At 65.4% G+C, this 24,114-nt stretch carries 24 protein-coding genes and 5 pseudogenes; 17 read left to right on the plus strand and 12 right to left on the minus strand.

Annotated elements, in window-relative coordinates; genetic code table 11:
- Nucleotides 1-27: 27 nt before the first annotated feature.
- Nucleotides 28-822, plus strand: coding sequence for a 2-keto-4-pentenoate hydratase (locus tag OG804_RS02575; protein ID WP_328393445.1), 795 nt, complete (start codon nt 28-30; stop codon nt 820-822).
- Between the two features lie 198 nt (nt 823-1,020).
- On the opposite strand, the gene OG804_RS02580 is transcribed toward OG804_RS02575, so the two are convergent.
- Nucleotides 1,021-1,593 carry a YceI family protein gene (locus OG804_RS02580; RefSeq protein ID WP_328393447.1) on the minus strand — a complete coding sequence of 191 codons (573 nt, stop codon included), beginning with the start codon at nt 1,591-1,593 and terminating at the stop codon, nt 1,021-1,023.
- Between the two features lie 90 nt (nt 1,594-1,683).
- On the opposite strand from OG804_RS02580, the gene OG804_RS02585 reads away from it, so the two are divergent.
- The 5 genes and pseudogenes from OG804_RS02585 to OG804_RS02605 all read left to right on the plus strand — a co-directional run.
- On the plus strand, nt 1,684-2,163 hold the full coding sequence (locus OG804_RS02585) for a MarR family winged helix-turn-helix transcriptional regulator (RefSeq protein WP_328393449.1): 480 nt from the start codon (nt 1,684-1,686) through the stop codon (nt 2,161-2,163).
- Nucleotides 2,138-2,449: pseudogene (locus tag OG804_RS02590) on the plus strand (transposase); the annotation flags it as partial. The gene OG804_RS02585 and the pseudogene OG804_RS02590, both read left to right, overlap by 26 nt.
- Nucleotides 2,446-2,943, plus strand: coding sequence for an HAD domain-containing protein (locus OG804_RS02595; protein WP_328393450.1), 498 nt, complete (start codon nt 2,446-2,448; stop codon nt 2,941-2,943). The pseudogene OG804_RS02590 and the gene OG804_RS02595, both read left to right, overlap by 4 nt.
- 669 nt (nt 2,944-3,612) lie before the next feature.
- Nucleotides 3,613-5,187: a hypothetical protein gene (locus OG804_RS02600; protein ID WP_328393452.1), complete on the plus strand. Its 1,575-nt coding sequence runs from the start codon at nt 3,613-3,615 to the stop codon at nt 5,185-5,187.
- A 392-nt stretch (nt 5,188-5,579) separates the two neighbouring features.
- Nucleotides 5,580-6,456: pseudogene (locus OG804_RS02605) on the plus strand (IS5 family transposase); the annotation flags it as partial.
- A gap of 331 nt (nt 6,457-6,787) precedes the next feature.
- Here the strand turns inward: OG804_RS02605 and OG804_RS02610 are convergent.
- Complete coding sequence (locus OG804_RS02610) at nt 6,788-7,012, minus strand: hypothetical protein (protein WP_328393454.1); 225 nt, start codon at nt 7,010-7,012, stop codon at nt 6,788-6,790.
- 357 nt (nt 7,013-7,369) lie between these two features.
- On the opposite strand from OG804_RS02610, the gene OG804_RS02615 reads away from it, so the two are divergent.
- Nucleotides 7,370-7,594, plus strand: a complete 225-nt coding sequence (locus OG804_RS02615; RefSeq protein WP_328393456.1) for a hypothetical protein — start codon at nt 7,370-7,372, stop codon at nt 7,592-7,594.
- Between the two features lie 28 nt (nt 7,595-7,622).
- On the opposite strand, the gene OG804_RS02620 is transcribed toward OG804_RS02615, so the two are convergent.
- Together OG804_RS02620 and OG804_RS02625 are read right to left on the minus strand one after the other, a co-directional pair.
- On the minus strand, nt 7,623-8,432 hold the full coding sequence (locus OG804_RS02620; protein WP_328393458.1) for an SDR family oxidoreductase: 810 nt from the start codon (nt 8,430-8,432) through the stop codon (nt 7,623-7,625).
- Nucleotides 8,429-9,115 (minus strand): hypothetical protein, encoded by a 687-nt coding sequence (locus OG804_RS02625; protein WP_442941727.1) that lies wholly within the window; start codon nt 9,113-9,115, stop codon nt 8,429-8,431. Before OG804_RS02625 ends, OG804_RS02620 begins: the two co-directional genes overlap by 4 nt.
- A gap of 108 nt (nt 9,116-9,223) precedes the next feature.
- Here OG804_RS02625 and OG804_RS02630 point away from each other — a divergent pair, with 108 nt between their 5' ends.
- Entirely contained in the window at nt 9,224-9,943 is a 720-nt protein-coding gene (locus OG804_RS02630) for a TetR/AcrR family transcriptional regulator (RefSeq protein WP_442941728.1), read from the plus strand.
- A gap of 562 nt (nt 9,944-10,505) precedes the next feature.
- Here the strand turns inward: OG804_RS02630 and OG804_RS32255 are convergent.
- A complete protein-coding gene (locus OG804_RS32255; RefSeq protein WP_442941847.1) occupies nt 10,506-10,802 on the minus strand; it encodes a helix-turn-helix domain-containing protein in 297 nt (98 codons plus the stop codon).
- 201 nt (nt 10,803-11,003) lie between these two features.
- Nucleotides 11,004-11,423, minus strand: a complete 420-nt coding sequence (locus OG804_RS02635) for a hypothetical protein (protein ID WP_328393462.1) — start codon at nt 11,421-11,423, stop codon at nt 11,004-11,006.
- A gap of 612 nt (nt 11,424-12,035) precedes the next feature.
- Here OG804_RS02635 and OG804_RS02640 point away from each other — a divergent pair.
- Nucleotides 12,036-12,359 (plus strand): DUF4288 domain-containing protein, encoded by a 324-nt coding sequence (locus OG804_RS02640; protein ID WP_328393463.1) that lies wholly within the window; start codon nt 12,036-12,038, stop codon nt 12,357-12,359.
- Between the two features lie 288 nt (nt 12,360-12,647).
- Here the strand turns inward: OG804_RS02640 and OG804_RS02645 are convergent.
- Together OG804_RS02645 and OG804_RS02650 are read right to left on the minus strand one after the other, a co-directional pair.
- Nucleotides 12,648-12,728 (minus strand): annotated as a pseudogene (locus tag OG804_RS02645) (IS21-like element helper ATPase IstB); the annotation flags it as partial.
- A 59-nt stretch (nt 12,729-12,787) separates the two neighbouring features.
- Nucleotides 12,788-13,117, minus strand: coding sequence for an ArsR/SmtB family transcription factor (locus tag OG804_RS02650; RefSeq protein ID WP_328393465.1), 330 nt, complete (start codon nt 13,115-13,117; stop codon nt 12,788-12,790).
- An 86-nt stretch (nt 13,118-13,203) separates the two neighbouring features.
- Here OG804_RS02650 and OG804_RS02655 point away from each other — a divergent pair, with 86 nt between their 5' ends.
- Nucleotides 13,204-14,190, plus strand: coding sequence for a quinone oxidoreductase family protein (locus OG804_RS02655; protein ID WP_328393468.1), 987 nt, complete (start codon nt 13,204-13,206; stop codon nt 14,188-14,190).
- A gap of 135 nt (nt 14,191-14,325) precedes the next feature.
- Here OG804_RS02655 and OG804_RS02660 read toward each other — a convergent pair whose 3' ends face one another.
- Nucleotides 14,326-15,111 (minus strand): MFS transporter, encoded by a 786-nt coding sequence (locus tag OG804_RS02660; protein WP_328393470.1) that lies wholly within the window; start codon nt 15,109-15,111, stop codon nt 14,326-14,328.
- A gap of 67 nt (nt 15,112-15,178) precedes the next feature.
- Between OG804_RS02660 and OG804_RS02665 the strand changes: the two are divergent.
- A pseudogene (locus OG804_RS02665) lies at nt 15,179-15,668 on the plus strand (transposase); the annotation flags it as partial.
- Nucleotides 15,669-15,809: 141 nt separating this feature from the next.
- Nucleotides 15,810-16,100: pseudogene (locus OG804_RS32260) on the plus strand (transposase); the annotation flags it as partial.
- 245 nt (nt 16,101-16,345) lie between these two features.
- Here OG804_RS32260 and OG804_RS02670 read toward each other — a convergent pair.
- Nucleotides 16,346-16,555 (minus strand): hypothetical protein, encoded by a 210-nt coding sequence (locus OG804_RS02670; RefSeq protein ID WP_328393472.1) that lies wholly within the window; start codon nt 16,553-16,555, stop codon nt 16,346-16,348.
- Nucleotides 16,556-16,723: 168 nt separating this feature from the next.
- Entirely contained in the window at nt 16,724-17,623 is a 900-nt protein-coding gene (locus OG804_RS02675; protein WP_328393474.1) for a LysR family transcriptional regulator, read from the minus strand.
- A gap of 102 nt (nt 17,624-17,725) precedes the next feature.
- On the opposite strand from OG804_RS02675, the gene OG804_RS02680 reads away from it, so the two are divergent.
- From OG804_RS02680 to OG804_RS02700, 5 genes are all read left to right on the plus strand, one after another.
- A complete protein-coding gene (locus OG804_RS02680; RefSeq protein WP_328393476.1) occupies nt 17,726-18,790 on the plus strand; it encodes a YeiH family protein in 1,065 nt (354 codons plus the stop codon).
- Between the two features lie 276 nt (nt 18,791-19,066).
- A complete protein-coding gene (locus OG804_RS02685; protein WP_328393478.1) occupies nt 19,067-19,498 on the plus strand; it encodes a DUF7144 family membrane protein in 432 nt (143 codons plus the stop codon).
- Nucleotides 19,499-19,607: 109 nt separating this feature from the next.
- Nucleotides 19,608-19,904, plus strand: coding sequence for a three-helix bundle dimerization domain-containing protein (locus OG804_RS02690; RefSeq protein WP_328393480.1), 297 nt, complete (start codon nt 19,608-19,610; stop codon nt 19,902-19,904).
- Nucleotides 19,905-20,106: 202 nt separating this feature from the next.
- The gene (gene ppk2, locus OG804_RS02695) at nt 20,107-20,910 is read left to right on the plus strand and encodes a polyphosphate kinase 2 (RefSeq protein WP_328398207.1); all 804 of its coding nucleotides are present in this window, start codon (nt 20,107-20,109) and stop codon (nt 20,908-20,910) included.
- Between the two features lie 26 nt (nt 20,911-20,936).
- Nucleotides 20,937-23,729 carry a cation-translocating P-type ATPase gene (locus OG804_RS02700; RefSeq protein ID WP_328393482.1) on the plus strand — a complete coding sequence of 931 codons (2,793 nt, stop codon included), beginning with the start codon at nt 20,937-20,939 and terminating at the stop codon, nt 23,727-23,729.
- Between the two features lie 130 nt (nt 23,730-23,859).
- Here the strand turns inward: OG804_RS02700 and OG804_RS02705 are convergent, their stop codons facing one another.
- Nucleotides 23,860-24,027, minus strand: a complete 168-nt coding sequence (locus OG804_RS02705) for a hypothetical protein (RefSeq protein WP_328393484.1) — start codon at nt 24,025-24,027, stop codon at nt 23,860-23,862.
- Nucleotides 24,028-24,114: the final 87 nt, after the last annotated feature.

Raw genomic sequence — 24,114 nt, forward strand, 5'->3', positions numbered from 1 at the left:
AGCAACAACCGAAGGAGAACAATTTCCATGAGCGCACACGGCACCGAGTGGAATGTCGAGACTGCCGCCGAGGTCCTGCTTCGTGCCGAGCAGACCAGGACCGACCGCCATCCTGTCACCGAGGACTGGCCCGGACTCGATGTGGAGACCGCGTACCGGGTCCAAGACGCGCTGATCGCACGAAAAGTGGCAGCGGGAGAGAAGATCGTCGGGGTGAAACTCGGTCTCACCTCGGAAGCCAAACAACAGCGCATGGGTATCAACTCACCGCTGACCGCCTGGTTGACCGATGCGATGGTGCTCGAGCCCGGTACCCCGATTCCCACCGACCAGCTGATACATCCCCGAGTTGAGCCCGAGATCGTCTTCGTACTGGGCGAACGACTCGCGGGCCCCGGCGTCACCGCCGCTACCGCGCTGGCCGCCGTCGAATCCGTCTACGCGGGCATCGAGGTCATCGACAGCCGGTTCACCGATTTCCGATTCGCGCTGCCCGATGTGGTAGCCGACAACGCCTCGTCGGCGCGATTCGTCATCGGTGATATCGAGCGGAAGCCGGAAGACCTCGACCTCGCGCTCGAAGAGTGTGTCCTGCACATGGACGGCGCTGTGGTGGATTCGGCGACGGGCGCGGCCGTCCAGGGGCATCCGGCGCAAGCGCTCGCACTGGCCGCAAACGCACTGGCTGAACGCGGGCTCACACTGGAAGCCGGATGGATCGTGTTGACCGGCGGAATGACCGATGCGGTCTTCGTCCAGCCCGGCAAGCCGATCGTCGCCGAATTCACCCATCTCGGCAGCGTTACCGTGGCCGGCGCCTGAGATCCCAGTGATCAACCGCCAGGGGACCGGCGGTGGAACCACCGTACTCGTGGCCATGAGCTGGCCACTACGTGGGGACTGTTCGGCCGGACCACGCCGGCACCACAATCAGACCTCGATTGTGGTGCCGTCCGGGTTGCCTGGATAGTCCGGGTTCGTCGTGGCAACCCCCCAGGGGGTATGGCGCGTGTGAGAGCGTCAGCTCTGTGGCTCGGCGTCCTGTTTGATCGCCGAAACCTCGAATTCCAGGACGACCTTCTCCCCGACGAGTACGCCACCGGTCTCCAGGGCCGCGTTCCAGGTGATGCCGAAGTCCTTGCGGTTGACCGTGGTCGAGCCTTCGAATCCGACCCGGATATTGCCGAACGGGTCGTTGGCCTGGCCTTCGAAGGTGAATGGGACCGTCACGGAGCGGGTGACGCCTTTTATGGTGAGGTCGCCGGTGACATCGAACGCCTCGGGGCCGGTCGGGGTGATCGCGGTCGTGCGGAAGGTGATCGCGGGGTATTCGTCCAAGCCGAGGAAGTCGAGGCTGCGCAGATGCTTGTCGCGGTCCTCGTTGCGGGTGTCGATGCTGGCGACCTGGATCGTGACCTCACCCGAGGAGTTGGCCGGGTTGTCGCCGTCGAAGTACGCGCTGCCGCTGAACTCGTTGAACGAGCCGCGCACCTTCGTGACCATCGCGTGCCTGGTCACGAAACCGATCCGGGTATGGGTCGGGTCGAGGGTGTAGGTCCCGCTCAGTTCGTTCACCTTTGTCGCAGTTGTCATCGAGTGCCTCCTGGTCGGCATTTGTTGATGTGTCATATAAATGCTGCGCCCTGATTGGTGATATGTCAACTAATTGGTTAAGCTGGGCGTATGACCGAGACTCGATGGCTGGACGAACGCGAGGGTCGTGCCTGGCGCGGGTACCTGATGATGCATGCCCGGTTGCTGGCGCGGCTCAATCGGCAACTGCAGAACGACTCGGGTCTGTCCCTGTCCGATTTCGAGGTGCTGGTTCATCTCACCGACCTGCCGGAGCCGCGGATGCGCGTAGGCGAGCTGGGGCAGGTGATGCAATGGGAGAAGAGTCGGCTGTCGCATCACCTCGGCCGGATGCAGAGGCGGGGGCTGGTGCGGCGTGACGATTGCCCGGATGACGCGCGCGGCGCCTTCATCGCCCTGACCGAGCAGGGGCGCGCTGCGATCGAGCAGGCGGCGCCGAGACATGTGGAGACGGTGCGCGCGCTGGTCTTCGATGCGCTCACGGATGCTCAGGTGGATGCATTGACGGCCATCACCGGCCGTGTCCTCGAGCAACTGGACGATCAAAGCTGTCACGAAGATCGTCGATGACGCCGATGTGCTGCTCGAATTCTACAAGTATCCGGCAGAGCATTGGATCCATCTGCGCACCACCAACCCGATCGAATCCACCTTCGCCACCGTGCGTTTGCGCACGAAAGTCACCAAGGGTCCGGGTTCTCGGGCGGCTGGACCGGCGATGGCCTACCAGCTGATCGAGACCGCTCAAACCCGCTGGCGAGCGGTCAACCCACCACACCTGGTCACCCTGGTGCGCGCCGGAGTACGTTTCGAACGCGGCGCCCTCGTCGAGCGCGAACAGGCCACCGCAACATGACCGATCACGCACAACACCCACTGCTGTTCCTCGATGTCGACGGGCCGCTTCTCCCGTTCGGTGAAGCCCCCGGGCGCGAGCCGCGCACTGTCGTGTCGGACTCGCACTTTTCGCGGCTGCGCCCCGAGATCGGCCGCCAGCTGGCAGGGTTGCCGTGCCAGTTGGTCTGGGCCACGACCTGGGAAGACGAGGCCAATGACGAACTCGCGCCCCGGCTCGGGCTGTCACGACTGCCGGTCGTGCGCTGGCCGGAATCTTCCGCTGAGCACGAACGCGAGGACCGATGGTTCGGACTGTGCTGGAAGACCCGGACCCTGGTGGACTGGGCGGCAGGACGCCCGTTCGCCTGGGTCGACGACGAGATCACCGACGCCGACCGTACCTGGGTCGCCACCCAACATCGCGGCCCCGCACTCCTGCGGCACGTCGAGCCATTCCGGGGACTCAGCGGCGAGGACTTCGCAGCCCTCGATCACTGGCTGCGAGCAACCTGAGAACACGGAGATCCGCAGGAATTGACAATAACTCAGTGGTCGGTTCGATCCAGCGCAGAGGATTACCCAGATATGTCAGCGTTTCCGCAGGTCGATCTCTGTGGATAGGCGCTGTATTCCCCTCCGGACACTTTTTCAGCGTATTGACCTGCTGTTATGTGCTGAATCGATAATTCTTGATTGGTATTTCTGCAGATCGAGATAGTGTGCAGGGGTTCGTATCCTCCCCGAACACCTTTTCGTAGCATTTCTGCGTCGGCAACTGTGTCTTACCGCCGACTTTAACCCCTCTAACCAGCAATTTTTCTGGTTTCGTGCGTTCGATCGCATCGCCTTCGATCGCATCGCCTTCGATCGCATCGAAGGCCGCCGATCGGCATTGCCGGCCATTGCACGAAAGCGGGCCTGATGGGTGCTCCCAGTTCTGCTCCGCTGCTGTTGTGAAGTTCCTCAGATGCGGGCCCGATCCCCTATCCACTGCGCCGTGCTCAGTTTTGATCGTCGCGATAGTCGTTGTGGAAAGGACGGTCGATGACATTTCGGCGAAACAGGTTCTCTGTTTTGTCGGTATCGCTGACGGCGGCTGTTGTGGGTTGGTGTGTGGCGACTCCGGTGGCGACCGGCGATGTGCCGGGCCGGACGGAGTCGGTCTATTTGTCCTCGTCTCCCGTGGCTTCTGTCGTCTCGTCGAAGGTCACCCTCGCGGTGCCCTTGCCGCCGAACAGCCCGCCGCATCCTCCAGCGTGCGACACATTGTCCTATCTACGCTGGCGATCCGCGGACGGACCGCCGTCCTCGGCTGATGCCGACCGCGTCCTGGTCGCTCAACCCGGCGTCTTCGAAGGGGCCGGGGCCTTCGACAGTATCGCGCGCAATACGGTGTCACGGGCGGCGGAACTGGGGAAGCACATCGAGTTCTGGGCGCTCGATCGGCGGTCGAACTGCCTCGAGGACCACACCGGAATCCACACGGCGCTCCGGACCGGTTCATTCGACGCCGCAACCGACTACTACTTCCGGGGCGCCGAGGTAGCCGGGCACCGGTTCGCGGGTTTCGCCGAGGGCGATGCGACCGCGTGGTTGCGCGACCAGGGACTCGCGCAAACACTGCGGGATGAATACGACGTGCTACGGATCGAGTTTCCGGATCAGGTGGTGCGCAAGCAGAAGGTGATGTGCGGCGGGCATTCACTGGGCGGATTCATCACCGGCTACTTCGCAGGATGGGACTTCGACGGCGATCCGGAAACCACCGACGACGCCGGATACAACCAGTGCTCAGGCTATTTCGCGCTCGACACCACCATCCAGGCGGGGCTCAGCCTCCGTGGTTTGCAGGTACCGGAGTTACCAGCCCCGGTCGGCGGGCTGGTGGAGGGGGTTTCCCTGCAATTGGAGACTGCCCTTCCGGTTCTTCGATTGCCGGCAGTGATCAACCCCGAAACCACCAATCTCCTTGCGCTGGCCGGTCTGGCGGCTCGGCTCAGTCCGGACGGTGTCAACGACCTCGTCCGACGGCTGCCGGATAATCCGAATATCAGAGCGACGCTGCGGACCCTGCTCTCGCAGGACGCCGCCATGTTCGCCACCGGGCGCCCGGACGTGCGGCAGTTGAACGCGACCAATGAAGCGGTGCTCGGGGCGATACTCGACGACAATTCTCAGCCGCTCGGATTCTTGCAGGCCAGCCTGGGTTTCCCCGGCGGTGGACCGGTGGGCCCCAAGTCCTTTCCGGTGCCGGATGAGCTTGCGCGCAGCCCGCTTGCGATGGGTATGTTCGGCGACGCCTCGAAAGCCTCTCCGACGATCTACGATCCGAGCACGGTGTACCGGTGGGTGGACTACGACGACACCGCGGGGCTGACAGCACCTGATACCCGCCCGTACACCGGCCCTGGTAGCGAAGTCACCGCGATCGCCGAGCTCGCCCGTAGTCTCAGCGAACCGCCCCTCGATTTCACCGAGTGGTATTTCCCGACACGACTGGCTCTCGACGTGCAACAGACCTCGGCACCGTCGTTCGCGCACCATCACATCCACTCCGATGGCGTTGACCGCAACCCGATCCTGACCTTCCGCACCAGCGGCGGCATTCCTGTTGCCGACTCTGGTAGTCCGCAGGACGAGGTAGTCCAACTGCCCGGCTACAACCACCTCGATGTACTCACCGCCGCTGCACGACAGAACGACGGGCGACCCGAGGTAGTGTCCACCAGACTCGCAGATTTCGCTACGGGGCACTGAGCGGTCCGTAGCCGGCGTCGCCATAGACGGTGTCGTACCGAGCCCATGGGCGCCGGCCTCGGCCGTTCGTGCGATGTCCGCCCACGAGCTGCAGTCATCGGGGGTCGTACAGGTCAGCGTCCAGCAGCCGACAGGTTCAACCAGGGATGCCCAGCGGGTAGGTTCACCTCAACGAGATCGGCACTGTGTGGCCGGAATCGCCAGCGGAGGATCGGGGACCGGTCCTTCAGGTTCGACGGCGTGATGCCATGATCCTTCCCTCGAGCAGGGTGGAGTCGGGCAAAACAGGTTGAGACAACAGCGGGTCGCTGTTCAGCTGGATGCGCCAGCGCCCACCTGCTGGAGAGTGTCCTCAAAGCCTGTGCGGTCGAGGTGCCGGTTTGATTTGATGTGTGGCGCGTAGGCATGAGTTGACCGAGGAACAGTGGCGCACGATCGAGCCGTTGTTGCCGGTCTCGGGGGCAAAGGGCCGCCCACGGGTGGACGACCGTCGGATCCTGAACGCGATGCTCTACAAAGCCGAACCCGGAGTGGCATGGCGGGATCTGCCCGAACGATACGGGCCCTGGAAAACGGTCTACAACCGGTTCTGGCGGTGGTCGCGCAACGGCACCCTCGCGATGCTCGTGCAGCGCGTGCGGGTGATCGCCGAAGCGATCGACGAACTCGATCGTGAGGTGTCGGTGGATTCCTCGCTCGTGCGCGTTCACCAGCACGCCGCCGGTGCTCGAACGCGTGTGGTTCACACAGGGGGACAACGGATCCGGGCCAGGGCACAGCGAACCAGTTGATCATGCTATCGGGCGTTCGCGTGGTGGTCCGACTACGAAAATCCATCTCGCTTGTGACGGCCACGGCCGGCCGCTGACGCTGCTGCTGACCGCGGGCAACATCAACGACTGCACCATGTTCACCCAGGTCTCGGCCGGGATCTGGATGCCGAAACCCGGCCGGGGCCGATCGTGGAAGCGGCCGCGGCGGGTCCTGGCGAACAAGGGATATTCCACCCGCGCGATCCGTGCTCATCTGCGTAGTCGCGGTATCGCCGCGACGATCCCCGAACGCGTCGATCAGCAGGCCAACCGGCGTCGCCGGGGCAGTGCCGGTGGCCGTCCACCGGTGTTCGATCCCGTGGCCTACCGGCGGTGTAACGTGGTCGAACGCTGCTTCAACCGGCTCGAACAGTATCGAGCGATCGCCACCCGTTACGACAAGACCGCCACTTCTTATCGCGGGATGCTCGACCTGGCCACCCTGCTCATGTGGCTTCGAGGACACTCTCTAGCACAGACGACCATGGGCCTGCGATCTCATCGGCCCCGCACGCCGCCCGACACAACGCTGTCGGGTCGGGCACGATGGTGAAGCAGGAGTCGACTACGGCGCAGGAGTGTTATGGCTGAACGACGGTCCTTCTGGTTCGGCGTGCTCGCCTGCGTCGCATTGTCGGTTTCGGCGGTGGAAATCGTCCGCAGCTCGGGATCCACGGTCGTTGTGGCTCTCGTTCTCGTAGCGCCGCGGCCACGGTCCAGCCGACGTCGCCTGCCCAGGTGGACAGACGGCGCCGGCTGCGGACACCGAGCGATCGGCGCCTCGATTGCTACTGCCCTACGTCGGGCTCCAATTTATAGGTGCCATAACCGTCTTCGACGCAGACAGCTTCCTTGCCGTACAGCTGCCGGAAGCTGTCCTTGCCCGTGGTCATGCACTCCTGGTACGACATACCGCCGCCCTGGGCGGCAGCGGCACCGGCGGACCAGACAGCACCGGCCATTGCGCCGGTGACCAGGACGCTGATCGCGAAACCATAAGCGGTGCGCTTCATCACGTGAATCCTCTTCTCGGTTGCGGAAGGCATCACACGTGCCCCCTCCTCGTGTCGGCGAGAACTCCCACTCGCCAACTCGGAGACTACCGGAATCGAAATCGGCAAACCAGGCGCCCAAAAAAGGTTTCCACAGATCGAACCCTTAGAACGACGCCCGCTCGCGGACACCGTCAACATTGCGATCCGGGCGCAGCACGAAGAAATGCCGCTCGGACGCCGCGGGGCCCGTGAGGTGGTCTGCGTACCCGACGTGGGTTCAGTCTGCAGTGCCGCGCTGCAGGACCTGCTCTCGATCGTCGTCGACCGCCGCCGCCGCGGCATCGGAAGCTGCGGCCAACCTGCTGCGGTCGGTCGGTGCGCCCCCGGGAACGTTACGGCCGCACTCTCCGGCAGGTCGCCGTCGATCTGGTCGGTGAGCTTCGCCGACTCGATCGCCGCATCGACAACGCGACCGACTCGCTGGCCGCCGCCGTGACCGCGTCGCGCACCCAACTCGCCACTATCCGCGGTGTCGGGATCGTGGCGGCCAAGATCTTCGCCCACACCGGCGACATCCGCGGATACTGTTCGCGTGGGTAGGTCAGTTGGCCGGCCGGCGGCACACCGTTCATGGCGATCGAGTCCTGTCGAGGTAGGCCTGCCGCGCGCCCGGATCGTAGGCGCCGTAGTCGGCACCGCCGACGAATCGTTTGAGTTGCCACATGATCGGCGCGGGGATCAGTTCCTCGAGCAATCCCATCGGGGCCAGATATCGCGGCACCGCCACCTCGCCGCGCCCGTGTCCGGCACTGTCGACGATCGCCGCGGCGACGGTTTCGGGCTCGAGGGTGGGTTGCAGGCGTAACCGGACGCCGGCTGTCAGATCGGTCCGAGTCGCGGCCGGCATGATCGTGGTCATGGTGACGCCGGTTCCGGCGAGTTCGGCGCGGAGTGCCCGCGAGAGGGCCACGACTCCGTATTTCGAGGCGCAGTAGGTTGCGATCCCCGGGGTGGTGATCTTGCCCGCCATCGACGACACGTTCACGATGTGTCCTCGTCCCCGTTGAATCATCCCGGGCAGGACCAGGTGTGTTCCGGTGAGGACTGCGCCCAGGTTGATCGCCAGCTCGCGTTGCAGAGCGGCGAGATCCTGGTCGACGAAGCGTCCCATGAGCTGGATTCCCGCGTTGTTGACCAACATATCGATCGGTCCCTGCTCGGACGCCACTCGAAGGTAGTCCTGGAAGCTGTCTTCGTCGGTGACGTCGAGGTGGTGAGCGTGGGCGCCGAGCGTATCGGCGGTCTCCTGCGCGGCGGCGAGGTCGCGATCACCGATCCAGACCGTGGCGCCGCGACCGATCAATGCCGCGACCGTGGCCCGTCCGATGCCGCGGGCTCCGCCGGTCACACATACTCGTGCCCCGTTGAGTTCGATCACAGCGGGCTGCCCACCGGATGCCGCAGGGCGAAGTAGGCGATCAGACGGATCTCATCGGCCCCCTTGAACAGGAGTGCGCGGCCGAGATACACGCCGGGTGTCAGTTCGACGATCTCGTCACGGGTCTTCCGGATCGGGAAGGTACGCACGCCCGGGTTCTTGTATTGCGGCACGCCGTAATCCAAGGCGCGAACTGTCACCCGTGGTTCGATGAGACCGCGATCGACCGAATGGTTGAAATGGAAACCTTCCGCCTCTCCGTCGACCATCCGAAGTCCGAGGTAGCCGAACGTGACGACGGGCATCGCAATCAGAGCGATAGGGGAGAGCCGGTTCAGGCCCGTGCCTGCCGCCAGGTCGAACGATTTTCCTCGCCATGTCGGATCGATCTTCATGAGCGGATTGGCGAGCTTTACCTCGGGGATGCCGAAAAGCTTCCCGACGATCTGGCCCTCGAGCTTGCCGTCCAGGTTGCGTGGTTCGACGCCCGCACCGAAGAGCCGCGACAGCGCGTTGTGGTCATCATGGCTACCCAATGCTCGCAGATAGGACCACGTTTCTTCACAGGCCCGCGCCGGGCTGTGCTGGGCGAGCGCACGCAGCTCGCCCAGCATGGCACTCGCGTTCGGTGGATGTCCGTCGTCGGTGCCGGGCTCGGCGACGCCACTCAGTTCGGCGGTCATCTCGCCTCCTAATCTGGTACAAGTTGGTACCTATATCAACTGGTACAGAACCGTGCCAGAATCGGCGTCGCCTGTCAACGGTGAATCGATATGCCGAGAGGTGTGAGAATGGTGTGCGTGTCATCGGCCGCTGAACGCAGTTACGGGGGAGAGTCCGCACCGGAGCGAGTCCGCCGCCGGCGCGCCCGGCTGATCGACGCCGCTCTGACGGCGATGGCCGAAAATCGGTGGCGGTCGGCGACCGTCGCCGGGCTCTGCGCCGACGCGCAACTCAACAAACGATATTTCTACGAGAGCTTCACCGATCTCGACACTCTCGCCAGCACGGTGATAGACGAAGTCGCGGCGTCGGCCGGCCACGCTGCGGTGACCGCCTATATGCAGTCGATCGAGCTTCCCATGGCAGATCAGGCTCGCGCCGCGGTCGATGCAGTGGTCGGCGCCTTGGGTGCCGACCACCGTAAGGCACTGGTACTACTCGGCGGTGTAGCCGACAGTCCCACCGCGCATGCTCGGCGTGCCGATGCGATGAAGGGGCTCACCGCGATTCTCGTAGGGCACGCGCGCAGCGTTCACGGCGTCGAACTGGACAGTGATTCGCTCGCGTCGACCGCCCCGGCCTTCGTCATCGGCGGTACTGCCCAGGCCATCCTGTCCTGGGCGGACGGCACTGCCACCATCAGTCGGGGCCAGCTCGTCGACGACATCGCATCATTGTGGCTCGCCTTGGGAGAGAGCGCGGCGGGCATCGCGCGATCGAGGCTGGAGGCCGCAGAGCGGCCGACGACCATGGCGGGGCCTATCGCTCCAGGGCTGAGCACCCGGTGATCCGGTTTCTGCGGCTCGGGGTGATATTTTCGCAGGTCAGCCCAGTGCGCAAGTGTTCGGCCCCGCCTGCCACCGGCAGACGGTCCAGCCCGAATTCGAAGTCGATGTGTGTCGGCTGCCGGGCAGCCGGTTCGGGATCGGCGGGCACCTTCGCTTCCGCCCACGGAGATTCGTTCCGGGCTGCCCACGGGTCGTAACCCTGATCGTCGTCATCTCCGTGCGGGGAGTATTTCGAGGCCAACCCAGCTGTCCTCTCCGAGCTTGTTCTGAGCAGGACACGACCGTCACTGGGAAACTGAACGGAGTCGTCTCACGTCGGAGGCTGCAGCATCGAGCTGGGCCCTCGTCCGACCCAACCGAGAAAGTGCCGGCGCAGTCTCGATCAGCGAACGACCCCCCGAGGTTGAGGACCGGTCCGCCGCCGTCGAGCATCTGGGAGCGGCAGAGGGCCGTCGGGTGAGGCGGTCATCGAGAGCGGCGCCTTGGTGGGGCTCGGGAGGCTGCTCGGTAGTTCATTGTCGGCCGGAATCGCGGGTGGAGCTGTATTGCTCCATCGCGAGAGTCACGGCCACCAGGTCGCGGGGGCGTTCCAGGTCAGTCCCGTCAGTCGTTCCAGGCGGTGCAGGCGATTGAGGACGGTGTTGGGGTGGCAGTAGAGCTGTTTGCTGGCGCGGGTGGCTGAACCGTGGCAATCGAGCCAGATCCCGAGCGTGTTCAGCAGAAGGGTGCGGTCGACCGGATCCAGGGCGAGGACGGGACCGAGCGCCCGGGCGGTGTTCAGGGCGGTGAGGTCGGGGCGGGCCAGCAGGAGTGCTTGCGGCAGATGCCCTTCGAGCAGTGTGGGGCCGCCGGGCGGCAGGTTCGCAGCGCCAGTTCGGCCAGTTCATCAGCGCGGGGAAGGGCGTCGAGCCCGTGGACGGCGGGACTGATCCCGACGCGGTCGTCGGCATGTCGGGCTATCAGCGCCGCAGCCAGGTTCTCGATGGTGTTGTCCCCCGGCAGGGCGATCGTGCTCGTGCCGGTTTCGAGCGGGCACCGCAGCAGCCGTATCCCGTCGATCTCATAGTCGGCAAGGCCGGAGGCAGTGGCTACAGCGGTTGTGGCGCTGCGGATTACGGCGTACCGATCCGGCGATCGGCAGAGTCAGAGCGACTGCGGTGCCCGTGAGGCCGACGGTGTCGGTCTGTCCGGTCAGCAGCGCGCGCAACAGCGGCAACGCGATGCGGCCGAAGTCGGCGGCTCGCTCCGCCACCCACGCCGAACGATGGCCTTCGATCATCAAGTCGATATCGCACCGAGAAGGGAGCGGGCGAGGTGGGCCGAGAACCTTGATCGCGTCTCCGGCAGTCACCGGTTCGGAATCACCGATCAGCGACTTGACCTTGTCGACGAACTCCGGATCGCGCTCTGGCATCCACAGGGCAGTGAGTGCTGCTCGTAGCTGCGCAACCTGCCAGCCGGCCAACTCCTGTCCGAGCACCTCGATTCCCGCCTCGCCCTGCTCGTGTAATCCCCGAGCGGGCCATCCACTTTTTCTCGAGCCAATTCCGAAACAGTGGAACCGTCTCCGAGATTGCGCTGTCTAACTCTGTGACCGGGACAGGTCCGAGAGAAAGAGGGTGGGGGTTGTGAAGGCTTCGCAGTCGGCCGCAGGGCTGGACTCTCGTCTCTCGCGAAGGTCGAGGCGAGTGTCGCCCCGACTGCTATCAGAAGGGGAGATGATTCAATGCATCACGCTCGCAGGGTTATCACCGCAGCTTCGCTGATGCTGTTCATACTGGCAGCCGGTGCATCCACTGCGCACGCTGTGGCTCCAACGCTCGAAACGGCGTTGACAGACTACTCTCTGAGCTCGAAGCCCGAGAATCCGCCGAAGAGCGACTCGAGCTGCGAAGCGAACGAGAACCTGGGCGAAACCGCCGAGTAGTACATCTCGCGGTGCCGTCGGGGTTCGATCCGCTCTGAGTTCCCCTCCCAGTTTCTCCAGACGACCCGGGGTGCTATCAGGAGCGGGACTAGCGCGGAGCACAAGAAGGCATGGAAGTTGCTGAACGACAGTCGTTTCAAGAAGTAAAAGTTAAGGAGTTAGTTAGTGGCCAAGAGCCCGTACATCGCGATCACACTGTTCAAGTTCACCTCCGATGCTCCGGACTATGTACCCCTGTACCGTGAGGACACGACCCTCCTGTACGCGGAATCCGAAGCAGAAGCGCGTGAACTCGCGGAGGAGAACTTCCGGAGCGACGAGGGGACCTACAAGAACGAAGCCGGCTACAACGTAACCGTCACTCCTACCGCGGTTGTTGACGTCGTGGCGGCGTTGATCGACGACCTGTCCGAGGGCGGTGATCTGTATTCGCGCCACTTCCGTGACTTCGAGGCCTACTCGAAGTGGGAGACAATGCTCGACAACTAACCTCGTGCACGGCCTGCTCATGGAGTCGGGTCCGGTCGAAGGTGATTTTTTGGGCTGGCCGCTCGGCGTCGTCCCCGTAGTAATGGCGGAAACCAACGGGCAGGGTATTTGGCGCACGGGCGGATCAGGTTGTTCAGACTGCGTAGGCGTTGATGGTGTCTGCCCTTGGCAGCGGTTTCGGCGTGTTGACCAGCGATCGATCGGTGAATTCCGACGTCACCGCGCGCCGGCGGCTGCTTGGGCGGTGCGGGCGAGGCGGTAGGAGTCGGTGCCTGTTTCGATTGCGCGCAACGACTTGTCGCGAGGGAAGCCGGCGGCGCGGATGCGCCGTTCGGAGCGGCGACGGTCGCGGTCGTAGCATTCGGCGAGGCAAACCCGTACTCGCTTCCCGCCACCGAGCCGACTGAGTCAGCCCTGCCGTAGTCGGCTCATTGATGTTTGAAGGTGTCCACGATATGGCCGACGAGGCCGGGGAATCTAGCCTCGAGATCGTGGTGGCGCAGTGAGCTCCACCTTCTGATGCCTTCGTCCCGCTGGAGGATCAGACCGGCTTCGCGCAGTACGCGGAAATGATGACTGAGCGTCGAGGGTGCGACATCCACAGGAAAGGTCCCACACACCCGCTCCGGTTCTTCCCACAGCCTCTGCACGATTGCCATCCGGGTGCGGTCGGACAACGCGTGCAAAATATCCAAGAGGTCCAATTCCGCGACATCCGGGTGCCGCAGCGGAGCTGTGTTGCGCTGCGATCGGGCCATTCATGTGCTCCTTCCCACTTGCTACAACCAGACTAGCAGCATTATTCTATGTTCGTAGAACATAGAATAATGAGCCAGGAGAACTGATGCGCGCAGTACAACTGACCGGCCCGTCACACGATGCATCTACTACACGGGTGGGCCCGGTCGAGGAACCTCGTCCGGGCCCGGGCGAGGTGTCGATCGAGGTCGCGTATGCCGGCATCAACTTCATGGATGTCATGGCGCGCCGGGGCGACGCGGGATACGCGTCCAGGTGGCCGTACACGCCCGGACTGGAAGTAGCAGGCCGAGTGCGCGCGCTCGGCGCGGGGGTCGACACCTTCTCCGTCGGAGATCGCGTCGCCGCGTTCACTCGCTCGGGAGGAATGGCCGAGATTGCCTTGGCTTCCGCCGAGGTGGTCACCCCGGTGCCGGGCGCCGTTTCCTTACAGGTCGCGGCCGCGGCACCGCTGGCGCTTTCGACCGCATTACTGCTGCTGCGCGACGCCGCACGGATACGGCCGGGCGAGTCGGTTCTCATGCACTCGGCCAGCGGAGGAGTCGGCCATGCTGTTGCGCGACTTGCGGCCGCCGAGGGCGCCGGCCCGCTGTTGGGCACTGTGGGTAGGCCGGAGAAGGTCGCGGACGGACTGGACGCGGGCTGGGATGTCGTCACCGCGCGCGGGGACGATGTGGTGGCCGCGGCGCGGGCCGCAGCCCCCGGGGGGGTGGATGTCATTCTCGACCCGACCGGAACTGCCAACCTCGAGCTCGACCTGGAGCTGGCCGCACCCGGTGCGCGAATCGTATTGTTCGGCAACGCGGCCGGAGGCACGCCCGCCCCATTGCCACCATTGGCCCGCCTGATCGGCGGTAACGTCGCCCTGATCGGATTCAGCATCAGCCGACTGCAAGAGTCGACGCCGCACAAGCTCGCCGCAGCCCTCGCCGACGGACTGGCGACCGTCGGCAACGGCGGGCTCGAGCTTCCGGTAACGGTGGTCGACTCGCTGGACCAGGTTGGCCGTGTACACGATCTGCTGGCGACCGGGCGAGGTTCCGGCAAGTACGTCGTCGCGGTAGGCGCCTGATTTGGACACTATCGCTGATCCGGAGACCCATCCGGGGAGGATGTATATGGCGATCTCCAGAACCCGACCGGAGGCGTAGCGGATCGTCATCCGGTGCCTGCGTTCGCATGGATGCGTGCCTGTGTTCCTCGTCGGTCAACTCGATCTCGCGGCCGATCTCGGCTGGATAGCGGGACTACGCGACACGGCTTCGGCCGGGCACGGTGGGGCAGGCGTCGATCCGGGCGAAGTTCGTATGGTCAGCGCAAGGATCGCGGCGGCGAAGAATGTCGCTGTTTCGTAGATGAGTGTGTGCCCGAATGCAGTCGCGGGTAATGCTGGGACCGCGAAGTAGCACAATCCGGCGAGCGTGATGCCGACGGTGCCGCCGAGTTGCTGGGCTGTGGATAGGAGGCCGGACACCGAACCGGCGGCGGATTCGGGCACTGTCGCAAGGATTATCCCGAACACCGACGCGGTGAAGATCCCGAACATGCCACCGCCGACCGCCAAAATCGGCAGCCACGTCCACAGGGGCGCCGCGGTGGTGACGAGAAGTGCGAGCGTTCCCATCACCACTGCGAGCGACAACGCCGCCCCGGCCAATGCACCCGCGCGGTAGCGGCCCGCGAACCAGGGTGCCACGCGGGCGCCGAGAATCGCTGTCGCGGCGAACGGCGCCGATACCACCGCTGCCGCGATCGGACGCAGACCCCCACCGGTCTGCAGGTAGTGCATGACGAGCAAGGTGAACGACGGCACCGCGGCATTGAAGACGAAGACCATCGTCAAACCGCCGCGAATCACTGGCGTCCGCAGAACCCGCGGGTCCAGCAGCGGTCGGTGTCCCCGGGCCTGCGCGGCGACGAACCCGGCCAGCAGCACGCCTGCGGCAGCCATGCAGCCCGCGGTCCACACCGGCCAGCCGAGGTCGCGTCTCACTGCGAGTGGGTAGATCAACAGCGCTGTACCGGCCATGATCAGTCCGGCGCTGAGCGTGGGGATCGGCTTCGCCGACGAGCTCGACGAGAACGGGCGAAAGCTGTTGGCGCAATGGCTACCACAACGAACGCCAGTTTTTGACCGCCGCTGGCGCGGTGGCGGTGACCGCGCCCCGGGTCAATGACCGTCGTGTCGATCCGGAATCCGGTGAGCGGCGACGGTTTTCCTCGGCGATCCTGCCCGCCTGGGCGCGTAAGTCCCCGCAGGTCAGCGAGGTGTTGCCGCTGCTGTATCTGCACGGGCTGTCCACGGGGGACTTCGGTCCGGCGGTGGAACAGTTCCTCGGCTCCGGCGCCGGATTGTCGGCGGCCTCGATCACCCGGTTGACCGGCCAGTGGCAAGACGAAGCCAAGGCGTTCGCCGCCCGGGACCTCTCGGGCACCGATTACGTGTATTTGTGGGTCGATGGCATCCACGTCAAAGTCCGCCTGGAGCAGGAGAAACTGTGCCTACTCGTGATGATCGGGGTCCGCGCCGACGGCCGCAAAGAGTTGGTCACAGGAACGATGTCGGGGTACTCGGCGCAGGAGCTGGCGCCCATCACGATCTCCTCGGCGGGGCAGCCGCCGAAGCAGGCCGAGGACTTGCAGCCGCCGCAGGCGTTGTCGGCCAAGGGGAGGGTGAACAGGTCGAACTCGTTGACGATCGCTGAGCGTGGGGAGATCTCGCGGGGCCCGGCTATGGGCTGCTCAGCGCGAATGATCGCGGTGTCGCTGGCCGTCGACGATCTCAACGTGAGATCGCCCGCAACGGCGGCCGGATCGCTTACCGGGCCGCGGCTGCTGACCGGCCGGCCTATCAGCGAGCGAGGCGACCGAAACCAGCCAAACTCGCGGGCCCGCCCGCAGTTGCGGGCGCTGGTGGAGGACAAGCTCAAATCTCTGTGGTCGCCCGAGCAGATCGCCGGATGGCTCCGCCCCCGCAGTCCTTGGCAACGCGACACCAATGAGAACACCGATCGGCTGCTGCGCCAATATCTACCCAAGAGCGCTGACCTGCGTCGATTCGACCAAACCGGGGCCGGGCCCGCGCCTCGATCACAATCTGTGGGAACGCCCGCGGTAGCCCACCGCCGAACACCCCTCGAACCGCTGGTCGACGCGCTACCGGGGAGACATCCGAGGGGCCGACCGTGGAGCGGGCCCCTCGACGTCATCGCGGCCGAACCGGTCTGTCAGTTCATGCTCTGAAAATAGCTTTCCAGCAGATTCCCATTCATGTCGTAGACCTTGCAGTCCCGGCCGGTCATCGTCGCCCCGTTGGGAGCGGTGTACGTGTAGACGTCACCGCAGTGTGTCTGAGCACTGGCAGGCGCGTCCGAAGCGAACACACCGGCCGCCACGACGGCTGAGGCGAAAGCGGTCTCGAGGAGGATGCGTATCACGGGAGTCCTTATGTTCTCGATGTTCCGGTAATGACACTGACTTCGACGTCGCCGCCCGCCTGAAGGTTCCATGTCGATTCCGAAAATTCGCTGTCGCCTGCGTTCTCGCTTGTGGGTGGCCGCTACGAGGCCGCACGGCTCTGCCGATGACCGCGACCCGCAAGATCCTCACACACGCACTCGCCGTACAAGTCTGACGAGATCGCCGGCGGGGCCCTCCAGTTGCCGGGGCGGGCGCCACACGGCGCGGAGGGCGCGGTCGAGGTGGAGGCCCTCCACCTCGACGACCTTCAGATCCCCGGACTCCACCTGGGCCGAGACTGCGAGGGTGCTCAGCACCGCGGGCCCGACCCGGCCCAGCACACTGGTTCTGATGGCGGCACCGCTTCCGAGCTCGAGAAGCGGTGCTGCCCGCTCGTATTCCTGCAGAGCCAAGTCGAGCGTGGTCCGGGTACCGGATCCGGGCTCACGGACCACCAGCGGCGTCTGCGCGAGCTCGGCGATCGACAACGGGCGCCGGCGGCGCGTCCACCGATGGTGCGGGTCGACCACGACCACCAGCCGGTCACGGGCGACCGCGACACTGTGCAGCGCCCGGGGCACGGTCGGCGACTCGACGAACCCGACATCGCAACTGCCGGCGGTGACGTCGTCGCACACCTGCATCGAATTGCGGACCTGAAGGTGGATCGTCACGTCCGGGTCGATGCGCCGGAACCGGCCCAGCCAGGCGGGCATCAGATGTTCGGCGACGGTCATGCTCGCGCTCACGGTGAGCTCTGCGGCGCGCTTCTCCCGCATACCCGCCGCGACGTCGAGCAGCTGCCGGGCGTCGTCGAGAACCCGCCTGGACCAGTGCGCGATGACCGTGCCCTCCGGTGTCAGTGTCGAGCCGGTGGGCTTTCTCTGCAGCAGCGATGTACCGACCTGCGCTTCGAGCCGCTTGATCGCACGACTCGCGTTCGGCTGGGCGATGCCCGCGATTCTGCTCGCGGCACCCAGGCTTCCGTGATCGTCGACCCCGACGAGCAGTTCCAGAACACCGAGTTCCGGCCATCGACTGAACATGCTCAGATCATATGTCCTATCACTCAGGCATATCAGATTGATATGTAGCCATGGCGGATTGCCGGCTACCGCGGGCGCGGCGGGCGCAGCAGAGTTCTCGGTATGTCCAGTGATGTTCGCGCAGTACCCGACGCACCACAGTCGGCGCGGCCGGAGACCGGCAACCGCGGCCGACCGGCCCCCACCCGGGGCGCGGGCACGGCGGCCGGGATCGCCTTGTGCGGGATCGGCGCCGCGGCCGCGTTGGGAATCGGGCACCTCGTACCGGCGATGAGCCCGCTCCTGATCGCCATCGTGCTCGGCGCCCTGCTGGCCAATCTGGTCACCGTGCCCGGATGGATCCGGCCCGGTCTGGACTTCTCGTCCAAGCGGCTGCTGCGCGTCGGAGTCGCACTACTCGGACTGCGACTGATGTTCAGTGACGTCATCGGCCTGGGGTGGGGGGTGATCGCCGTCGTCGTGGCGATCGTCGTGCTCGGCATCGTGGGCACGATGTACGCGGGCAAGCTGCTGGGACTGTCGTGGACGCAGCGCGTGCTCATCGCCTGCGGATTCTCGATTTGCGGGGCCGCGGCGGTCGCGGCCACCGGCGGAGTGGTCGACGCCGAGGAGGAGGAACTGCTCACCGCGGTCGCGCTCGTGGTCGTCTTCGGGACATTGATGATCCCGGCCGTCCCACTCCTGGCGAACACGATGGGGCTGTCCGAGCAACAGGCGGGGATATGGGCGGGCGGCTCGATCCATGAGGTGGCGCAGGCGGTGGCGGCCGGTGGCATCATCGGCGGCGGTGCTCTCGCGGTGGCCACGGTGGTCAAACTGGCCCGCGTCCTGATGCTGGCTCCGGTGATGGCCTACCTCGTCGCCCGGCAGCGTCGCATGGCCGCGGGCAGCCGGACCGATAGCGCGCAGCCACCGCTGGTTCCGGTGTTCGTGCTCGGCTTCCTGGGCTGTGTCGCGCTGCGCTCGTCCGGGCTGCTGTCACAGAGCGTGGTCGACCTGGCCGAGGAGGCGCAGACCGCACTGCTCACCGCGGCGATGTTCGCGCTGGGGATCGGCGTCCGCGTATCGCTACTGCGCTCGGTGGGATCGCGTCCGTTCGTGCTGGCGACCCTGTCCACCGTGTGGGTAGCGACCATCGCGCTGGCCGGTTCCCTTCTGGTGGCCTGATCGCGCCGGACCGACGGGCCCGGACCGGCACCACCCCCGGGCGATACCGGAAACCTGGGCTACCGTGCCGACCCCGTGTCACCGGGCTTCCCCCTCAGCTGCGGCGAACTGGGTAAACTCGCGGTTCACCGGATATGCGGCCGCGAATCATCTGGTCCACCTCGGGCGCCGCGACGGACCGGTCGTGATCGACGCACCTCGAGATCGGGTACGCACCGAAGCCGCAGCCGCATCGAACTACCGGGATCCGATTATCCGAATCGGTAAGGGGTTGACATGACCTATCGCACGTCGCCTGCCAACAGGCCGATACCGGAGCCCGAGCCGTTCCAGGAGCAGAGCATCGCGGCGGGGATCTCGATCACCGCCGCGATCATGCTCCTCATCGTGGGAGTGGTCTCGGTACTGCAGGGGGTCGCCGCCCTGGTGAGTGATGATTTCTACGTCACCGACACCGACTACGTGTTCGCGTTCGACACGACCACATGGGGCTGGGTCCATCTCGTGCTGGGCATCGTCGCGTTGATCTGTGCGAGCGGGTTGATGTTCGGCACCGTGTGGGGGCGGTACTCGGCGCTGGCCATCGCCGCGCTGGTGACCCTCGCGAATTTTCTGTCCCTGCCCTATTACCCCACCTGGTCCGTCGTGATCATCGCACTGAGTGTGGTGGTCATCTGGGCCGTCACGACCTGGGAACCGGAAACCTGAACCGCGATGTGACGCCGAACGGCCGGGCGGTCCGTGTGCCGATAGCGTTGCCGGGTTGGGCCCAACTCGTGCCTTGACCGCAGTTCACGGCGGCGCCGAGGATTATCGGATGACCGGCGATGATGAATTGCTCCAGGTCGAACAGGTGATCGAACGACTGATCAGTCGGTACCCGTCGATTCCGCCGTCCGAGGTGGAAGTCAGGGTGCGCACAATTCACAAGCGTTTCGCGGACAGCCGGATACGGGCATTCCTCCCGCTACTCGTCGAGAAGGCGGCTCGGCAGGAGATCGGCGCCGATATCGCGGATTCGGCCATTGTCAGCACGGCTGCCCCCACCGGGCCGGTGAGACGCCGAGCGGGCACGGGACGACGCCGGGTGCGGCGGTGGAGCGTCCGGCGCTGATCCGGCGGATCCGCTCGATGCACTGCCGGCGCAGCTGCCCACCGGGTGAGTGAGCCACGCGCTGATCCCGCCCGCCGGGTCGGCTGTTCCGAGGACCCGAGAGAGGTTGGACGTGGGAAAGGGTAGCGGTCACAAGAAGCACAAGAAATCCGATGACACGGTGGCGGCCGGGACCGGCCGCCCGCCACCCCGTTCCAGAGAGCTGCCGGAACCGGGCGGCGCGAAGTCCGAGACCCCGATGAAGGGCGGGCAGTATCGCCGCCTGCTCCGGCCGCTGGAGGCCGAGCTCGTCGCACTGCAGGAGTGGGTGAAGGTTTCCGGCGCACGGATCTGCGTCGTATTCGAGGGCCGCGATACCGCCGGTAAGGGTGGTGTCATCAAAGCGATCACCGCGCGCGTGAGTCCCCGTGTCTTTCGGGTGGTGGCGCTGCCCGCTCCCACGGAGCGGGAGAAGTCCCAGATGTATGTGCAGCGCTATCTGTCCCATCTCCCCGCCGCCGGCGAGGTCGTGATCTTCGACCGCAGCTGGTACAACCGGGCCGGGGTCGAACGGGTCATGGGCTTCTGCACCGACGAAGAGGCGCAGCACTTCCTCCAGCTGATTCCGGCGGTGGAGCGCGCGATCGTCGACTCCGGAGTCGTGCTGCTGAAGTACTGGCTCGAGATCAGCGAAGAACAACAGACCCGACGACTCCAGAGCCGTATCGACGACCCTCGTAAAATCTGGAAGCTGTCGGATCTGGACCTGAAATCCTACAGCCGCTGGTACGACTACTCCCGGGCCCGAGACGAGATGTTCCATCTCACCGATACCGGTTGGGCGCCCTGGTACGTCGCGATCACCGACGACAAGAAGCGCGGGCGGCTCAATATCATCGATCACCTGCTGGGCCAGATCCCCTATGAACCGCTGGACCACCGTGCGGTCGTACTGCCGAAGCGGCAGCACGCACACGGCTACACGGCGCCGAGGCAACCACTGCACTGGATTCCGACGCCCTACTGAGATCCGGGCCGGAAAGGACGAGCGCCATGGCCTCCGCACACACCGCGCCCCAGCACCGCGAGCCACCGATCGATTCCGGCCGGGAAACCACGAGCTGGCATGCGCAGGACGTCGAATCCGTGGTATCCGCTCTCGGCTCGGACCAGGAATCGGGGCTCACCGCCGGAGAGGTGTCCGATCGTCGCGCGCACTACGGCGCCAACCAGATAGCCGCCGAACCCGCGCCGTCGCTGTGGACGATCGCCCTGCGGCAATCGAAAGATCTGATGAACCTGATGTTGATCGCGGTGGCCGTGGTCAGCATCGTCATCGGTGAGATACCGACGGCGATCGTGGTTGCGGTCCTCGTGGTACTCAATGTCGTCCTGGGCACCCGCCAGGAAACCAAGGCCCGCGCGAGCGTGGACGCGCTCGCCAGAATGCAGTCACCGCAGGCCCGGGTGATCCGTGCCGGGGCACTGACCGAAATCGACGCCACCGAACTCGTGCCCGGCGATATCGTCCGGCTCGAAGCGGGCGATATCGTCCCCGCGGACGGCCGGTTGATCACCTCCGCCACCCTGGAGACACAGGAGGCGGCCCTGACGGGTGAGAGTGCTCCCGTCAGCAAGGATCCGCGCACACTGGACGCTGCCGATATCTCGCTCGGCGATCGCGGCGATATGGTCTACCAGAACACCTCGGTCACCCGGGGAACCGCCACCGTGGTGGTCACCGAGACGGGTATGTCCACCCAGATGGGTCGGATCGCCTCGATGCTCTCGGCCGTCGCCCCGTCCAGATCGCCGCTCCAGCGTGAACTGGATTCCCTGACCAAGGTGCTCGGTGTCATCGCCTGGACGGCGGTGGCGATCATCGTGGTGATCGGGGTGCTGCGCGGACAGGCGATGACCACGGTACTGCTGCTGGGCATCTCGATGGGGGTGTCGGCGATTCCGACAGGGCTGCCGACCTTCGTCCAGGCCATGCTCGCCTATGGTGCTCGCCGGCTCGCCGACGAGAAAGCGGTGGTGAAGAACCTCACCGATGTCGAGACACTCGGTGCGACCAGTGCGATCAACTCGGACAAGACCGGCACCCTGACCATGAACCAGATGACGGTACGGTCTCTGTTCTTCCACTGCCGGTGGTATGCCGTGGACGGCGAGGGCTACCGCAAGACCGGGAAGGTCACCGGCGTCGCGGGCGAGGACACCCCGGATTTCACCTTGCTCGCCTACGGGTTGTGCCTCGACAGCGATGCCACCGTCTCCGACACCGGCGATATCGTCGGCGACCCGACCGAAGCCGCACTGGTGGTGCTCGCCGCGAAACTCGGTGTCGACGCCCCGCTCACCCGGCAGCAGTATCCTCGCGTCGCCGCGGTGCCGTTCGACTCCGCCTACAAGTTCATGGCGACCTTCCACCACCTGCGCGTCGACGGCGGTAACCAATTCGTGGAATTGGTGAAAGGCGCGCCCGATATGGTCCTGGCGCGCTGCGCGTCCGCCTTCGCACCGGGGCGCCGCGCCGTGCCCATCGACGAGGTGCGGGCGGAACTGACGGCGGCCATGCGGACCATGTCGGAGAAGGGCTTGCGGGTGCTCGCCTTCGCGGCGCGCCGCCTCGACGGTCACGAGCAGGCCGCGGTAGCCGACCCCATGTCCTTGGTCGAAGACCTCACCTTCGTCGGTATGGCCGGCATCATCGATCCGCTCCGCCCCGCGGCGATCGAGTCGGTGCGCACCGCTCACGAAGCGGGTATCGCCGTGCGCATGATCACCGGCGACCACGCGATCACCGCCTCGGCGATCGGGGCGGAACTCGGATTGGGTCCCGGCGCGATCAGTGGTGCCGAACTCCAGGCGATGACCGATCCGGAGCTGGCCGCGGCACTCCCGGATCTGCACGTGTTCGGCCGGGTCACGCCTCAGGACAAACTCCGTCTGGCCAGTGTGATGCAGGACAGCGGCATGGTGGTGGCGATGACCGGTGACGCCGTCAACGATGCCGCCGCGTTGAAGAAGGCCGATATCGGAGTTGCCATGGGCTCCGGTAGTGAGGTCACCAAGCAGGCGGGCAAAATGGTGCTCACCGACGACAACTTCGCGACCTTGATCACCGCGATCCGGCTGGGCCGCGATATCTACGACAAGATCGTGTCCTATATCCGGTACCAGATGTCGAAACTCTTCTCCCTGGTTCTGCTGTTCCTGGTGGCGAGCATCTTCGATATCAACGACGGAGTGGCGCTCACTCCGCTGATGGTGCTTTTCCAGCACTTCTTCATCACGCTGTTCCCGGTGGCGGTCATCATGGCGGATCCGCCGGCACCGAATCTCATGGGCAAACCGCCCCGGGACCCGTCCGTACCGATCGCCAACCGGACGGCGTTCGGCCAGTGGCTGGGCTACGGATTCCTACAGTTCGTCGTCACCTTGGCCGCCATGCTGCTGGCCCCCGGCAACCTGAGCCCCACCGCGGCCAATGTGCCGATGACCACGGCATTCGTGGTGCTGTCCCTCGGTTCGATCCTCAGCGGGCTGGCCATGCGCCGCGATCCCGAATCCGGTTTCGCCCCACCACTGCTGGGCGCTTTGAAAATCCTGTCGGTCCCGGTCGTGGTGACAGTCTTCGCCGTCGAACTCGGGTTCCTCCAGGACCTCCTCATGACCACGTCGCTGACCGGCGGCCAGTGGCTCGCCTGCCTCGGTTGGTCCCTGACCGTCCCGGCGGTCGTCGAGGCCGAGAAAGCACTGCGCCGACGTCGGCGCGGCACACCACCCGCACCGCTGGCCGCCCCGGTTGCGGTCGCCCCACAACGCGCACGAACGCACTGAGGCCCAGCCGTGCCGCGGTGGGTGCGCGTGGACCGATTGCCCGGGATCGCTCGGGGGTATCACCGCACGTGGTTGCGTGCCGATGTGACGGCGAGCCTCGTCCTGACCGCGCTGCTGATTCCGGCCGCCCTCAACCATTACTGAGCCATAGATGGATGGCGGCGATGTCCGGTGTGGCGAGGTACCGGACAGTGAGTTTGTCGAACCTGGTCGCGAGGGACGTGCCGGCCCAGGATCCGTCCTCCTGTTCGACCCAGTCGATCGACGGTGTTATCTCGGGGCTGACTTCCAGTTCCACGCGCTGTCCGTGGATACGGACGACTCCGGTGCGCTCACGTCCCTGAAGGATCTCGAGAGACGACAGCAGAATGTCAGTCGGGCGCGA

Source organism: Nocardia sp. NBC_00416 (genome assembly GCF_036032445.1).
GTDB lineage: Bacteria > Actinomycetota > Actinomycetes > Mycobacteriales > Mycobacteriaceae > Nocardia.

Excerpts from the sequence above, each read along its gene's own strand:
- OG804_RS02575 (WP_328393445.1), top strand. The coding sequence starts at position 28 with ATGAGCGCACACGGCACCGAGTGGAATGTCGAGACTGCCGCCGAGGTC.
- OG804_RS02650 (WP_328393465.1), bottom strand. The coding sequence starts at position 13,117 with ATGGCCCGATCGCAGCGCAACACAGCTCCGCTGCGGCACCCGGATGTC.
- OG804_RS02610 (WP_328393454.1), bottom strand. The coding sequence starts at position 7,012 with ATGAAGCGCACCGCTTATGGTTTCGCGATCAGCGTCCTGGTCACCGGC.
- OG804_RS02680 (WP_328393476.1), top strand. The coding sequence starts at position 17,726 with ATGTCCAGTGATGTTCGCGCAGTACCCGACGCACCACAGTCGGCGCGG.
- OG804_RS02690 (WP_328393480.1), top strand. The coding sequence starts at position 19,608 with ATGACCGGCGATGATGAATTGCTCCAGGTCGAACAGGTGATCGAACGA.
- OG804_RS02700 (WP_328393482.1), top strand. The coding sequence starts at position 20,937 with ATGGCCTCCGCACACACCGCGCCCCAGCACCGCGAGCCACCGATCGAT.
- OG804_RS02625 (WP_442941727.1), bottom strand. The coding sequence starts at position 9,115 with ATGACCGCCGAACTGAGTGGCGTCGCCGAGCCCGGCACCGACGACGGA.
- OG804_RS02580 (WP_328393447.1), bottom strand. The coding sequence starts at position 1,593 with ATGACAACTGCGACAAAGGTGAACGAACTGAGCGGGACCTACACCCTC.
- OG804_RS02595 (WP_328393450.1), top strand. The coding sequence starts at position 2,446 with ATGACCGATCACGCACAACACCCACTGCTGTTCCTCGATGTCGACGGG.
- OG804_RS02685 (WP_328393478.1), top strand. The coding sequence starts at position 19,067 with ATGACCTATCGCACGTCGCCTGCCAACAGGCCGATACCGGAGCCCGAG.
- OG804_RS02630 (WP_442941728.1), top strand. The coding sequence starts at position 9,224 with ATGGTGTGCGTGTCATCGGCCGCTGAACGCAGTTACGGGGGAGAGTCC.
- OG804_RS02585 (WP_328393449.1), top strand. The coding sequence starts at position 1,684 with ATGACCGAGACTCGATGGCTGGACGAACGCGAGGGTCGTGCCTGGCGC.
- OG804_RS02675 (WP_328393474.1), bottom strand. The coding sequence starts at position 17,623 with ATGTTCAGTCGATGGCCGGAACTCGGTGTTCTGGAACTGCTCGTCGGG.
- OG804_RS02655 (WP_328393468.1), top strand. The coding sequence starts at position 13,204 with ATGCGCGCAGTACAACTGACCGGCCCGTCACACGATGCATCTACTACA.